Source organism: Microbacterium sp. ABRD28 (genome assembly GCF_003850245.1).
Taxonomy (GTDB): Bacteria; Actinomycetota; Actinomycetes; order Actinomycetales; family Microbacteriaceae; genus Microbacterium.
On record NZ_CP031015.1, the window covers coordinates 678,619 to 692,502 of the forward strand.

The window sequence follows — 13,884 nt, forward strand, 5'->3', positions numbered from 1 at the left end:
GCGGACAGCCCGGGGGCCCCGACCATCTCTCCGCGAGAGGAACTGCACATGACCGCGACTCTGCCGTCGCCGGCGTCGGCACCCGCCGATTCCGGTCGAGATGAGCCGAAGGATCGGATGCGCCGATCCGTCCGCTCCCCCTTCCGCCAGCGTCTGTCGAAGGCCGACCAGAAGGCCTCGCCCTACCTCTACGTCGCCCCGTTCTTCCTGCTGTTCGGCGTCGTCGGCCTCTTTCCGCTGCTCTACACGCTCAACGTCTCGCTGTACGACTGGGACCTGCTGCAGGGACAGGGCGACTTCGTGGGGCTCGGCAACTTCGTCGAGATCCTGAACGACCGGATGTTCTGGAACGCGGTGTTCAACACCATCAGCATCTTTCTCCTCTCGGCCATCCCGCAGCTCACGATCGCCCTCATCGTCGCGTACCTCCTCGACCGGGGCCTGCGCGCCCCGACCTTCTGGCGGATGAGCGTTCTCCTCCCGTTCGTGGTCACCCCGGTCGCGGTCGCGCTCATCTTCTCGAGCATCTTCAGCGACGTCGATGGGCTGGCGAACAACCTCCTCAACATCTTCGGCATCCCCGACCAGCAGTGGAAGCAGGACCGGTTCCTCAGCCATCTCGCGATCGCGATCATGGTCAACTTCCGGTGGACCGGTTACAACGCCCTCATCCTCCTCGCCGCCATGCAGGCGGTTCCGCGCGACCTGTACGAATCCGCCGCCATCGACGGCGCGGGTCCGGTGCGACGCTTCTTCTCGATCACCATCCCGACGATCCGCCCGACGTTGATCTTCGTCATCATCACGGCCACCATCGGCGGGCTGCAGATCTTCGCCGAACCGCGCCTGTTCGACGTCTCGGCCGCCGGCGGGATCGGCGGGAGCGACCGCCAGTTCCAGACCATGGTCCTCTTCCTCTGGGATCTCGCCTTCTTTCGCACGAACCTCGGTGAGGCGTCCGCCGTCGCGTGGCTGCTGTTCCTTCTGATCGTGCTGTTCGGCGTCCTCAACTTCCTGATCGCCCGTCGCATCGCGACATCCGACTCCCGATCCGACCGCAGAGCACGCCGCATCGCACGGCGTCAGGCCCGCACCCACGGAGGCGTCGCATGAGTGTCACCATCCCCGAGCCCCTTCCCGCGGTGCAGGTCGAGACTCTCGACAACGATCCGCCGGAGCGACCCGGCAGACGCCGGCGCGGTCGCGAGACCGGCAACGCCGGCATCGGCAGCCGTCCGGGCTTCCTCACTTACGGCCTGCTCGCCGCCTTCATCCTCGGCAGCGTCTATCCGCTCTGGTGGTCGTTCGTCGTCGCCAGCGGCACGAACGCCACCCGGGGCGAGACGCTTCCGCTCAATCCCGGTGGCAACTTCCTCGCCAACGCCGCCCGTGTGCTCGACGCCATCCCGTTCTGGCTGGCGCTCGGAAACTCGATCGTGATCTCGGGTGTCATCACCGTCTCGGTCGTGACGTTCTCCACGATCGCCGGCTACGCCTTCGCCAAGCTGAAGTTCCGCGGCCGTAACGGGCTCATGCTCTTCGTCATCGCCACCATGGCGATCCCCACACAGCTCGGCATCATCCCGCTGTTCATGGTCATGCGCGAACTCGGCTGGACCGGCACGATCGGCGCAGTCATCGTGCCCACCCTCGTCACCGCGTTCGGGGTGTTCTTCATGCGCCAGTACCTCGTCGACGTCATCCCCGACGAGCTGATCGAGGCCGCCCGGGTGGACGGGGCCGGGCAGTTCCGCACCTTCCTCACCGTCGGGGTGCCCGCCGCGCGCCCGGCCATGGCGATCCTCGGGCTGTTCACCTTCATGACGGCCTGGACCGACTACCTGTGGCCTCTCATCGTGCTGAGCCCATCCAACCCGACCCTCCAGACGGCCCTCAGCCAGCTACAGTCGGGCTACTACATCGACTACTCGATCGTGCTCGCAGGCGCCGTGATGGCTACGATTCCGCTGTTGATCCTCTTCGTGATCGCGGGCAAGCAGCTCATCAGCGGGATCATGGCAGGAGCAGTGAAAGGCTGACATGACCATCGACCTCACCGAGGACCCTCGCCTCGACGTCACCGGCGCCCGCGCCTTCCCGCCCGGTTTCCTCTTCGGCGCCGCCACCGCGGCGTATCAGATCGAGGGTGCCGCGCACGAAGACGGACGACGCGACTCCATTTGGGACGCGTTCAGCCGTGTTCCCGGCGCCGTCATCAACGGCGACAACGGCGACGTGGCGTGCGACCACTACCACCGCTATCGCGACGACGTCGCGCTGATGAAGGAGATGGGCCTCCAGACCTATCGCTTCTCCACCTCCTGGTCGCGCGTGCGACCGGACGGCGGGGCGGTGAACCCCGCCGGCGTCGACTTCTACCGCCGCCTCGTCGACGAGCTGCTCGACGCCGGCATCCTCCCCTGGCTGACGCTCTACCACTGGGACCTTCCGCAGGCGCTGCAGGAACGGGGTGGCTGGGCGAACCGCGACACCGCCGACCGCTTCACCGAGTACGCGCTCGACATGCACGACGCACTCGGCGACCGGGTCAACGTCTGGACCACGCTCAACGAGCCGTGGTGCGCGTCGTTCCTCAGCTATACGGCGGGGATCCATGCCCCGGGGCACTTCAGCATGACCGAGGGCATGCTCGCCTCCCACCACCTGCTCCTCGGCCACGGTCAGACCGTGCGCGAGCTCCGCGCGCGTGATGCGTCGCTGACCCTCGGCATCACGCTGAACCTCACGGTGGCCGATCCCGCTGATCCGACCGCCCCGGCCGATGTCGACGCGGCACGTCGCATCGACGGACAGTTCAACCGCTGGTTCCTCGACCCCCTCTTCCGGGGGGAGTATCCGGCCGACATCCTCGCGGATTTCCAGAAGAAGGATGCCGCGGCCGTCGCCGTCTTCACCGAGGCTGTGCAGCCCGGAGACCTCGCCGCGATCGGCACGCCGTTCGACACCCTCGGGGTGAACTACTACCACGGTGAACTCGTGGGCGGGACGCCCCCGGTCGTCGCGCCGCCGCGCGGCGACGCTCCGACCGATCGCGTGACGACGTCGCCGTTCCCGGCATCCGACGGGATCTTCTGGCATGACCGGGAGCTCGCCCGCACCGCGATGAACTGGGAGGTGCAGCCCGAGGGGCTGACACGTCTGCTGAAGCGCACGTGGGACGAGTACGCCGAGCCGGCGGGCGTCGCACTCTACGTCACCGAGAACGGCGCGGCCTACGACGACGAGGTGATCGTCGACGACGGCGAGACGCGGGTCCCCGACGCCGAGCGGACGGCGTTCCTCCGGGCGCACCTGGGTGCGGTGCTGGACGCCGCCGAGGCAGGTGTCGATGTGCGCGGCTACTTCTACTGGTCGTTGCTGGACAACTACGAGTGGGCGTGGGGATATGAGAAGCGGTTCGGCATCGTCCGGGTCGACTACGACACCCAGGTGCGCACGGTGAAGGACTCCGGCCGGGAGTACCGCCGTATCATCGCAGCACGAGAGCTCGACGACGTCCACCCGGAGGTCGCGTCGTAGCATCGACCGCGAGGCGGGTGCCCCGCGGGCGAGGAGGCATCCCATGAGCAGTGACACCGGCGATGAGTACTGACGCCACGCGGGCTGCCGCGACCATCGAAGAGGTGGCCGCGGCCGCCGGTGTCTCCCGCTCCACGGTGTCGCGCGTGGTCAACGGGTCGACGGCCGTGAGCCCGTCCGCACTGGAGTCGGTGCGCCGCGCCATCGCCCAGCTGAACTACGTGCCCAATCGTGCTGCCCGCTCGCTCGCCAGCCGTCAGACCCACGCGGTGGCGCTCATCGTGCCCGAGGACACCACCCGCTTCTTCGGCGACCCGTTCTTCGCGGCGATCGTGTCGGGCATCAACCGTCGTCTCAGCCGCTCGGACTACGTCTTGAACCTGTTCATCGCCAGCGACGACCCCGGGGACAAGACGACGAGCTACCTGCGCAGCGGCTCGGTCGACGGGGCGGTCGTGGTCTCGCACCACACGAGCGACACGTTCCTCGACCGGATCGCCAGCGCTCTCCCGGTCGTGTACGGCGGCCGGCCGCCCCGGCTCGGACCCCTGGACTACTACGTCGACGTCGACAACCTGCAGGGCGGGAAGGATGCTGCGGCACACCTGATCGCGAAGGGGAGGCGTCGCATCGCGACGATCACGGGGTCGCTGACGATGGCGGCGGGCATCGACCGACTGGCAGGATTCCGCGAGGCACTGGCGGCCGAGGGGCTCACGGAGGTGGCCGTCGAGGACGGCGACTTCACGACCGACGGCGGAATGCGCGCGATGGAGCGCATCGTCTACAGCGGCGTGGAGTTCGACGGACTGTTCGTCGCGAGTGACCTCATGGCGCAGGGCGCCGTGGAGGTGCTGCGCCGCACCGGGCGCAGCGTTCCCGACGACGTCGCCGTCGTCGGCTTCGACGACTCGCCCATCGCCGTGGCGGTGCAGCCGGCGTTGACGACGATGCGTCAGCCCTCGCTGCAGCAGGGCGAGCAGATGGCGGGTGTGCTCCTCGACCTTCTGGCCGGTCGGCAACCGCCGCACGCGACCATCCTCGGCACCGAACTGGTGGTGCGCGACTCGACCTGACTTCCGTGCGGACCCACTCCGCAGCTGAGCGCCCCCCGGCTCAGCGTTCGACGGGGTCGCCGCCGAGCTGTCCCACCGCCGGAAGCGGGCCGCCGTCGTCGGCGCCCGTCCGCCGCCACCGGGCGACGGCGTTGCCGAGGTGATAGATCACGAGCGCTGCGGCCGTGCCCAGCACGATCGCCCCGAGCTGGAAATCGCCCCACTCGAGGGTGAACCCGGCGATGGCGACGACCAGGGCGACGGCCGCGGTGTACTGATTGACGGGCCGGGAGAAGTCCACGCGGTTGTCGACCCAGATCTTGATGCCGATGATGCCGATCAGCCCGTACAGGGCGGTGGTGACGCCACCGAGCACCCCCGCGGGGATCGAGTTGAACAGCGCCCCGACCTTGGGCGACAGGCTGAGCAGGATGGCGGTGGCTCCGGCCACCCAGTACGCGGCGGTGGAGTACACCCGCGTCGCCGCCATCACGCCGATGTTCTCGCCGTAGGTCGTCGTGCCCGAACCGCCGAAGAACCCCGCGAGCGTGGTGGCGGCGCCATCGGCGATGAGGGCGCGCCCGGTCGAGCGGTTCACCGAGGCATCCGTCATCGTCGCCACGCCGCGGACGTGCCCGACGTTCTCGGCGATGAGCACCAGCACGACGGGCAGGAACATCGCGATGACGCTCCAGGTGCCGGGGGAGCCGAAGTCGGCGATCTGGAACTCGGGGAGGCCCACCCATGCGGCCTCACCGACGGCGGTGAAGTCGACGGCGCCCACGAGGAGGGCGACGACGTACCCCACGACGACGCCGAGGAAGATCGAGATGCGCCCGAGGAAGCCGCGGAACAGCACACTGAAGAGGATGACGGCGGTCAGGGTCACCGTCGCGATCACCGGCTGCTGCTGGTAGCTGTCCCACGCCACCGGGGCGAGGTTGAAGCCGATGAGGGCGACGATGGCTCCGGCCACGACCGGCGGCATCAGCTTCTCGATCCATCCGAGACCGGCGAGCTGCACCACGACGCCGACCGCGGCGAGCAGCACTCCGACGGCCACGATGCCGGCCAGCGCCGAGCCCATGCCCTGCGAGGCGGTGGCGGCGGTGACGGGGGCGATGAAGGCGAACGACGATCCCAGGTAGCTGGGCAGACGGTTGCGCGTGATGAGGAGGAAGAGCAGGGTGCCGACGCCGGAGAAGAGCAGCGTGGTCGAGACCGGGAAGCCGGTGAGCACCGGCACGAGGAACGTCGCACCGAACATCGCGATGACGTGCTGGATGCCGAGGGCGACCGTCGCTCCCCAGTTGAGGCGTTCCTGCGGGCCGACGACGCTTCCGGGCGCGACGGTGCGGCCGTCTCCGTGCAGCTTCCAGAGGGGCATGGGTGGGTCTTCCTTCCGCGGATGGCGGGACTCACCCTATCGGGGGCCGGGGCGCCTCTCTCGAGTTGCCGCGGCGAGCGGTTTCCGGAATGCTGTACGGGCGCTGATATACCGGCGCGTTGACGGACGGAGCGATGTGAACGATTCCCGCACCACCGCACCGCCCTCGGCGGCGATGCAACTCACTGGTCTGCACAAGCGTTTCGGCGAGAAGGTCGCCGTCGAGGCACTCACCCTCACCGTGCCGACCGGGTCGTTCTACGGCTTGGTCGGACCCAACGGTGCCGGCAAGACGACCACGCTCTCCATGGCGACCGGGCTCCTGCAGCCCGACGCGGGACAGGCCTTCATCCACGGGGTCGACGTGTGGCGGAATCCGGTCGAGGCCAAGCGCATGCTCGGAAATCTCGCAGACGGGGTCAAGCTCTTCGACCGCCTCACCGGAGAGCAGCTGGTGACCTACACCGGCATGCTCTTCGGTCTGCCGCACGACGAGATCGCGCGTCGCACGGCTGACCTGCTGTCGCTCCTGGACATGACCGAGGCCGGCGGCGTGCTCGTCGTGGACTACTCCGCGGGCATGACGAAGAAGATCGCGCTGGCCTGTGCGCTCGTGCACGCCCCGCGCGTCCTCGTCCTCGACGAGCCGTTCGAGTCGGTCGACCCGGTGTCGGCGGCGAACATCCAGGACATCCTCACCGGCTACGTCGCCACCGGCGGCACCGTCATCGTCTCGAGCCACTCGATGGACCTCGTCCAGCGCATGTGCGATCACGTCGCCGTCGTCGCGGGCGGCCGCCTGCTCGTCGCGGGGACGGTCGACGATGTGCGCGCAGGCCAGTCGCTGCAGGACCGCTTCGTCGAACTGGTCGGCGGTCGCCGCCACGGGGAGGGGCCGGAATGGTTGCGACACTCCTGAGGCTGCGGTTCCGCGTGCTGGGCAACCAGCTGGCGCGGAGCCCCTGGCAGCTCGTCGGCTTCCTCTTCGGCTGCGTCTACGGGCTGGGGATGCTGGGGGGTGTCGTCATCGGCCTGGTGCTGCTCGGCTCGGCACCGCTGGATCTGGCATCGGCGATCGTCGTCGGGGTGGGCTCCCTTGTCACCCTCGGGTGGGTGCTCGGCCCCCTCCTCGTCGCCGGGGTCGATACGACCCTCGAGCCCGACCGGCTGGTCACCTTCCCCATGACGGTGGACCGGATGATGGTCGCGCTGACCCTCGCGGGGGTCTGCGGCATCCCGGGCATCGTCACCTCCGTGGCTGCCCTCGCCACCGTCGCCACCTGGGTGCGGACCCCGGCCTCGCTCGTCGCCTGGGTCGTCGCCACTCCGCTGGCGATCCTCACCGCGGTCATCGCGTCGCGCACCATGGCGTCGCTCGCCGTCGGGCTGAGCGGAGGCCGCCGCTTCCGTGAGATCGCGGGAGTGCTGATCTTCATTCCCCTCGTGCTCGCGGGCCCGATCATCATCGCGGTCACCACCGGGTTCGCCCTCAACATCGACACGGTGGCGATCGCGGTCGAGGTCGTCGCGTGGACCCCGCTCGGCGCCGCGTGGGCGATTCCGGCCGCGGCTGCAGCCGGGGAGTATCTGCCGGCCTTCGTGAAGTCCCTCATCGCGACGGGCACCCTGGTGCTCCTGTGGGTGCTGTGGCGCCGGGCGCTCGGCGACGCCCTGGTGCGGCCGCGGAACGCCGGCGGAGCGGCCGCGAAGCCCGGCGCGCTCGGGTGGTTCGGGCGTGTGCCGACGGGAGGGTTCGGGGCGATCTACGCACGGTCGCTCACCTACTGGCTGCGCGACCCCCGCTACCTGCGTCAGCTCATCGTCGTGCCGCTCGTGCCGATCATCCTGTGGTTCTACGCCCGCGGCGGCGATGCGCTGGGCGCCGTGAGCTGGAGCGGACTCCTCATCGCACTGGTGATCGGCATCGTCATCTACGCCGACATCTCCTACGACGGCACCGCCTTCGGCACCCAGCTGGCGACCGGCGTCTCGGGGCGTGCCGATCGGTTCGGCCGCACCCTCGCCGCGGCGACGCTCGCGCTGCCGCTCACGGTGGCAGGGGCCGTGCTGCCCTTCGCCGTCTCGGGCGACTGGTCGCAGGCGCCCGCCGTGCTGGGCGCGAGCCTCGGGGTCCTCGGCATCTCCTACGGTGTGTGCGCGGTGACCTCGGCGCAGTTCGTGGTGCCCGTCGCCGCACCCGGAGACAACCCGTTCAAACGGGTACCGGGGGTGACCTTCGTGCAGGGACTCATCTTCCTGGGCATCTGGCTGATCGCGATCGTGCTGTCGGCGCCGTCGGTGGTGATGGCGCTCATCGCCTTCTTCACGGGAAACACGGCGCTGGGCCTCATCGCGGGGCTCGTCGGGCTCGTGATGGGCGGCGTCGTCTTCGCGGTGGGGATGGTCGTCGGCGGCCGGACCCTCGACCGCACCGGCCCGGCGCTGCTGTCGCGGCTGAAGGCGATGCGCAACGCCTGATGCGTTCGAGCCGCGGCGGGCTCAGGCGGTGAGGCGGTCGATCAGCTCACGGTAGCGCGCGGCAGTGCGTTCGACGATCTCGGTGGGGAGCTCGGGCGGGGCACCGGTGCGGTCCCAGTGCGTAGCGAGCCAGTCGCGCACGATCTGCTTGTCGAAGCTCGCCATCCGCTCCTCGGGCGTGGTGCCGCTCGCCCAGGCGTCGCCGTCCCAGTACCGAGACGAGTCGCTCGTCAGCACCTCGTCGGCCAGACGCAGCACGCCGTCGTCGTCGACGCCGAACTCGAACTTGGTGTCGGCGAGGATGAGGCCCCGCTCTTCGGCGATACCCGCAGCGCGGCGGTAGATGTCCAGCGAGGCGTCGCGCAGCTCTACGGCGCGGTCACGGCCGACGAGGTCGACGGTGCGGTCGAACGAGATGTTCTCGTCGTGCTCGCCGAGCGGCGCCTTGTACGCGGGGGTGAAGAGGGGCTCGGGCAGGCGGTCGCCGTTTCCGAGGCCCGGGGGAAGAGGGATGTCGCAGACCGTGCCGTGCTGCTGATACTCGGCCCAGCCCGACCCCGTGAGGTAGCCGCGGACGACGCACTCCACCGGCAGCATCTCCAGGCGCCGGGTGAGCATGGTCCGCCCGCGCACATCCGCGGGGATCTCTCCCTCGAGGAGGTGGTTTCGTACCCCGAGGCGCTCGAACCACCACAGGCTCAGCTGCGTGAGCAGCTCGCCCTTGCCGGGGATGCCGGGGGAGAGCACGTGGTCGAACGCACTCACCCGGTCGCTTGCGACCACCAGCATCCGGTCTTCCGGTCCGTCGGTCGGGAGGTACAGGTCACGCACCTTGCCCGAGTAGACGTGCCGCCAGCCGGGAAGCGCAGAGGGGAGGGTCACCCGCCCATTATCGCGACGTTCGCCTCGGGCGCCTGTCCTGGTCGTTGAGCGAGGAGCGTTTCGACTCGCTTCGCGTGCTCCACGGCCGTTGCGGCCCCCCCGGCGACCGGGGTGACGCTCGCTCGACGACCGCCGCGGGTCAGGCCTGTGCGGCGATGTCGGTGCGGAACTGCCCGCCCTCGAGGGTGATGCGGCCCATCGCGTCGTAGGCGCGGTCGCGCGCCTCGGCGAAGGTCGGTGCGACGGCGACCACATTGAGCACTCGGCCGCCCGTGGCGACGAGGCCGTCACCCTCGACCCGGGTCGCGGCGTGGGCGAGGTGCACCCCCGCGACGCTCGCCGCGGCATCCGTCCCCTCGATGACCCGGCCGGTGACCGGACTCGCGGGATATCCCTCGCTCGCGAGCACCACGGTCACGGCCTTGGCATCGCGGAATCGCGGGCGCGCGAGGCCTTCGAGCCGGCCCGACGCGGCGGCCAGCAGCAGTTCCGACAGCGGCTCGGCGAGGCGGGGGAGCACGACCTGCGTCTCGGGGTCGCCGAAGCGCGCGTTGAACTCGATGACCTTCACCCCGTCGTCGGTGACGATGAGGCCGGCGTAGAGCAGGCCGATGAACGGGGTTCCCTCGGCGTCCAGCTGACCGATGACGGGTGCGGCGACCTCCGCCGTGACGAGGTCGACGAAGGCCTCCTCGCTGCCGAAACGCTCGGCCAGCCACGGCAGGGGCGAATACGCTCCCATGCCGCCGGTGTTGGGGCCGGCGTCGCCGTCGGCGAGGCGCTTGAAGTCCTGGGCGGGGCTGAGGGGCAGCACCCGGTCGCCGTCGCTGAGGAAGAACAGCGACACCTCGGGGCCGGCGAGGAACTCCTCGATCAGCACCGGACCGGTCGGCAGATACGTCTCGGCATGGGCGAGGGCGGCGGCGCGGTCGTCGGTGACGATGACGCCCTTCCCGGCGGCGAGGCCGTCGGCTTTGACCACGTGCGGTGCGCCGATGTCGTCGAGCGCGGCGGCCACCTCGTCGAGGGTGCGGGCCCGCAGGGCGCGACCGGTCGGCACGCCGGCGGCCTCCATGATGCGCTTGGCGAACGCCTTCGACCCCTCGAGCCGCGCGGCGGCGCGACTCGGACCGAAGGCGGGGATCCCCCGCTCGCGCACCGCGTCGGCCACACCCGCGACCAGGGGTGCTTCGGGGCCGATCACGACGAGATCGATGTCCTCCGCCAGCGCGAACGACGTCACCGCCGTGGGGCTGTCGGGATCGAGGTCGACGATCGTCGCATCGCGGGAGATGCCGGCGTTGCCCGGGGCGGCGAAGATCTCGTGCTGCGCCTCCTCGCTGCGGAGGGCAAGGACGATGGCGTGCTCGCGGGCTCCCGCGCCGAGGACCAGGATTCTCACCCGGCCAGCCTATCGATGCGTGCCGAGACGCCACGGGCGCTCGAACACGGGCGCCCGGCGTACGGTGAGAGAATGCCGCGGAAGATCACCACCGACGACGGGCGCGCCGCGCTCGATGCCGCACGGCGGCCGGGGGCGCCGCGCCCTGCCCAGGCCACGGCGGTGCGCTACCTCCTGCAGCTGCTCGCCGAGAAGGCGCCGGGCCATTCGGTCGAGGTGCGGGTGCCGCCCTTCGGGGCGGTGCAGGTCATCGAGGGCCCACGGCACACCCGCGGAACCCCGCCCAACGTGGTGGAGATGGATGCCGCGACCTGGCTCGCCCTCGCCACCGGCGCCGAGCAGTGGGCCGATGCCGCCGCGGCCGGCCGCATCCAGGCATCCGGGGTCCGCGCCGACATCAGCGCGCTCCTGCCGCTGCGGCCCTGACCCCGCCCTCGCACCGGCGGCCCCGCCACCCCCGCGCCGGTGCCACAATGAGGGCATGGCGCGCGGCCGCGCCGGCCGTGACGGCTGGCAGGGAAACCCCGACGACGAACACGTCGTCGATGAGGAGCGCATCCCCGCCGTCGTCCATCGCTCCCCGCGCTACGGCCGATTCCTCGTCATCGGCGTGCTGTCGGGTGTCGCGCTGGCCCTCCTCTACGTCTTCGTCGGCAACCCCGGCGGCCCCGCCTCCGACAGCCTCGGGGGCGCATTCCGCGTCGCCGGCGTGCTGAGCGTCGTCTTCGCCGGGCTCGGCCTGCTCGTCTCCGCACTCGTGGTGCTCGTCGTCGACGCCGTCATCAGCAGGCGGAGACGGATGCTGCAGGCGCAGCGCGACACGACACTCGTCGACGACCTCCGCCGCCCGGTCTCCGACGATCCGCCCCCGTGGCGGCCTGCCGATCCCGACCCGAAGAAGCGACCCCGCTGACGACGCGCCGCCCACGCCGACGGCGCCCGCACGACGCGACGCCGCCCGAACCTCGGGGTGGGAGAATGGGGACATGGCAGATCAGCCGCGTCGTCCCGACCTCCGTCCCCCCGCCCGGGATGAGGTCGAGACCGTGTCGGTGCGCCGATCGCCGAAGTACTCCGCCTTCCTGCTGGTCGGCGCCGCACTCGGCATCCTCACCGCCCTCATCCTCACCTTCGGATTCAACGGCTCCGCCCAGGTGAGCGACAACACCGGGCTGGAGTACTCCAGCGGCCAGGTGTTCGGGTTCCTGCTGCTCATCTTCATCCCCGTCGGGCTGGCGGTGATGGGCGCCGTCGCGCTCATCCTCGACCGCACCTCGGCGCGCCGCACGCGTCAGGTGCGCGTGGACCACACCCTCACCCGCGAGGACTGAGCCTCACGCCAGCTCGGCGATGATCGGGTGGATCGCGGTGTCGAACGCCGCGATGTCACCGCGCAGCCCGTCGGTGACGGCGATCGTCAGCGAACCGATCCACCACACCCCCCGCTGGGCGAGCGGAAGCACCTGCACGTTCAGTTCGAACGAGTGCGCGCGTCGACCCACCTGCCGCTCGTGCTCGGCGATCGCGCTGGCGTACGCGCGATACGCGCTGTGCGACCCGGCCTCGCGGCTGTATCGCGCGTGCACGTCCTCAGCGAAGGCGACGGCATCCGCCGCGTGCGGCAGGATCGCGTCGCGCAGCTCGTCCATCCCCTCGGTGGGCAGGGCGACGTAGACGCCGAACCCGTCGACGAGGTCGAGCGGCACGGGCGACGGGTGCGCCTGCGGCTCGACGGTCAGCGCCCAGAACTCCCGCCACTGCCGCTCCAGAAGCGCCTGCGCCTTCTCGTTCCGATCATTGACGCGGGGAGGGATGCGACGAAGCGGCGGCAGCTCGTCGGGCGACCGGATCCCGAGGGCCTGTCGAAGGTAGAGGGCGATCAGCACCGGCCGACCCGCGTCCTCGCGGATCAGCCACTCCGGACCGCCGGCACCGCCCATGCCGCCAGTGTAAAGGCCGCTGTTTGGGCGCGGGTAGGCTGAGCGGGTGGACCGCATCTCTGGCGACACTTCCCCCTCCTCTCCCGAGAATCCCTACGCGGCTGCGGGCGTCGACACCGCGGCGGGCGACCTGGCCGTGGAGCTGATGAAGGGTGCCGTCGCGCGCACCCACGGTCCCGAGGTGCTGGGCGGGGTCGGCGGCTTCGCCGGTCTCTTCGACGCTTCGGCGCTGCGCGGATACGAGCGGCCGCTCCTCGCGACGAGCACCGACGGCGTGGGGACGAAGGTCGCGATCGCGCAGGCGATCGACAAGCACGACACCATCGGTCTCGACCTCGTGGGCATGGTCATCGACGACATCGCCGTGGTCGGCGCCCGACCGCTGTTCATGACCGACTACATCGCCTGCGGCAAGGTCGTCCCGGCCCGCATCGCCGACATCGTCGCGGGCATCGCCCGCGGGTGCAGCGAGACGGGTGCGGCGCTCGTGGGCGGCGAGACCGCCGAGCACCCGGGGCTCCTCGGGCCCAACGACTACGACGTCGCCGGTGCCGCGACCGGTGTCGTCGAGGCATCCGCTGTTCTCGGGCCCGAGCGCGTGCGCCCGGGCGATGTCGTCCTCGCCCTCGCCTCCAGTGGCCCGCATTCGAACGGGTACTCCCTCATCCGCCACATCGTCGCCGGTGCCGGCATCGGCTACGGCGACCGGGCCGCCGATTTCGGGATGACCTGGGGTGAGGCCCTGCTCGAACCGACCCGCCTCTACACCCGTCCGCTGCTCGACCTCATCGACGAGGTCGGCGACGGGGTGCACGCGCTCAGCCACGTCACCGGCGGCGGCATCGCCGCCAACCTCGCGCGCGTACTGCCCCGCGGCAGCTGGGTCGAGGTCGACCGCTCGACGTGGGAGCCCCCCGCGGTGTTCCAGGTGCTCGCCGACCTCGGCGACCTCTCGCTCACCGCGACCGAGGGCACGTGGAACCTCGGCATCGGATTCTTCGCCGTCATCGCCCCCGAGACAGCGCATGCCGCGACGGCGGCGCTCGAGCGCACGGGCATCGCCACATGGCAGGTCGGCGTCATCGGCGACGGCCCCCTGCCGGACGGCGAGTTCGAACAGGGCGCGAAGGGGGTCGACGGGGGCGCGGTGCGTCTGGTCGGCGCCTACGGCGGCATCCCCCGGATCGGAGCGAAGTAACA

14 protein-coding genes are annotated in these 13,884 nt (G+C 70.5%); 10 read left to right on the forward strand and 4 right to left on the reverse strand.

Annotated elements, in window-relative coordinates:
• Positions 1-48: 48 nt before the first annotated feature.
• From DT073_RS03465 to DT073_RS03480, 4 genes are all read left to right on the forward strand, one after another.
• Complete coding sequence (locus DT073_RS03465; protein ID WP_124292127.1) at positions 49-1,113, forward strand: carbohydrate ABC transporter permease; 1,065 nt, start codon at positions 49-51, stop codon at positions 1,111-1,113.
• Positions 1,110-2,039, forward strand: a complete 930-nt coding sequence (locus DT073_RS03470) for a carbohydrate ABC transporter permease (protein ID WP_124292128.1) — start codon at positions 1,110-1,112, stop codon at positions 2,037-2,039. The genes DT073_RS03465 and DT073_RS03470 overlap by 4 nt, the downstream gene beginning before the upstream one ends.
• Before the next feature lies 1 nt (position 2,040).
• Entirely contained in the window at positions 2,041-3,540 is a 1,500-nt protein-coding gene (locus DT073_RS03475; RefSeq protein WP_124292129.1) for a GH1 family beta-glucosidase, read from the forward strand.
• A 62-nt stretch (positions 3,541-3,602) separates the two neighbouring features.
• Positions 3,603-4,616 carry a LacI family DNA-binding transcriptional regulator gene (locus DT073_RS03480; RefSeq protein ID WP_124292130.1) on the forward strand — a complete coding sequence of 338 codons (1,014 nt, stop codon included), beginning with the start codon at positions 3,603-3,605 and terminating at the stop codon, positions 4,614-4,616.
• Between the two features lie 40 nt (positions 4,617-4,656).
• Here DT073_RS03480 and DT073_RS03485 read toward each other — a convergent pair whose 3' ends face one another.
• Entirely contained in the window at positions 4,657-5,982 is a 1,326-nt protein-coding gene (locus DT073_RS03485; protein WP_124292131.1) for a uracil-xanthine permease family protein, read from the reverse strand.
• Between the two features lie 175 nt (positions 5,983-6,157).
• On the opposite strand from DT073_RS03485, the gene DT073_RS03490 reads away from it, so the two are divergent.
• Positions 6,158-6,901, forward strand: a complete 744-nt coding sequence (locus DT073_RS03490) for an ABC transporter ATP-binding protein (RefSeq protein WP_124294327.1) — start codon at positions 6,158-6,160, stop codon at positions 6,899-6,901.
• Positions 6,883-8,460 carry a hypothetical protein gene (locus tag DT073_RS03495; protein ID WP_124292132.1) on the forward strand — a complete coding sequence of 526 codons (1,578 nt, stop codon included), beginning with the start codon at positions 6,883-6,885 and terminating at the stop codon, positions 8,458-8,460. Before DT073_RS03490 ends, DT073_RS03495 begins: the two co-directional genes overlap by 19 nt.
• A gap of 21 nt (positions 8,461-8,481) precedes the next feature.
• Here DT073_RS03495 and DT073_RS03500 read toward each other — a convergent pair whose 3' ends face one another.
• Together DT073_RS03500 and purD are read right to left on the reverse strand one after the other, a co-directional pair.
• Positions 8,482-9,342, reverse strand: a complete 861-nt coding sequence (locus DT073_RS03500; protein WP_240638715.1) for a phosphoribosylaminoimidazolesuccinocarboxamide synthase — start codon at positions 9,340-9,342, stop codon at positions 8,482-8,484.
• A 139-nt stretch (positions 9,343-9,481) separates the two neighbouring features.
• Entirely contained in the window at positions 9,482-10,744 is a 1,263-nt protein-coding gene (purD, locus tag DT073_RS03505) for a phosphoribosylamine--glycine ligase (protein WP_124292134.1), read from the reverse strand.
• A gap of 72 nt (positions 10,745-10,816) precedes the next feature.
• On the opposite strand from purD, the gene DT073_RS03510 reads away from it, so the two are divergent.
• The 3 genes from DT073_RS03510 (at position 10,817) to DT073_RS03520 (ending at position 12,075) form a co-directional block, all read left to right on the forward strand.
• On the forward strand, positions 10,817-11,170 hold the full coding sequence (locus tag DT073_RS03510) for a sterol carrier family protein (RefSeq protein ID WP_124292135.1): 354 nt from the start codon (positions 10,817-10,819) through the stop codon (positions 11,168-11,170).
• A gap of 55 nt (positions 11,171-11,225) precedes the next feature.
• Positions 11,226-11,657: a hypothetical protein gene (locus DT073_RS03515; RefSeq protein WP_124292136.1), complete on the forward strand. Its 432-nt coding sequence runs from the start codon at positions 11,226-11,228 to the stop codon at positions 11,655-11,657.
• Between the two features lie 73 nt (positions 11,658-11,730).
• Complete coding sequence (locus DT073_RS03520) at positions 11,731-12,075, forward strand: potassium transporter Trk (protein WP_124292137.1); 345 nt, start codon at positions 11,731-11,733, stop codon at positions 12,073-12,075.
• Between the two features lie 3 nt (positions 12,076-12,078).
• Here the strand turns inward: DT073_RS03520 and DT073_RS03525 are convergent, their stop codons facing one another.
• On the reverse strand, positions 12,079-12,684 hold the full coding sequence (locus DT073_RS03525) for a zinc-binding alcohol dehydrogenase (protein ID WP_124292138.1): 606 nt from the start codon (positions 12,682-12,684) through the stop codon (positions 12,079-12,081).
• Between the two features lie 46 nt (positions 12,685-12,730).
• Between DT073_RS03525 and purM the strand changes: the two genes are divergently transcribed.
• Positions 12,731-13,882 carry a phosphoribosylformylglycinamidine cyclo-ligase gene (gene purM, locus DT073_RS03530; RefSeq protein ID WP_240638716.1) on the forward strand — a complete coding sequence of 384 codons (1,152 nt, stop codon included), beginning with the start codon at positions 12,731-12,733 and terminating at the stop codon, positions 13,880-13,882.
• Positions 13,883-13,884 lie beyond the last annotated feature (2 nt).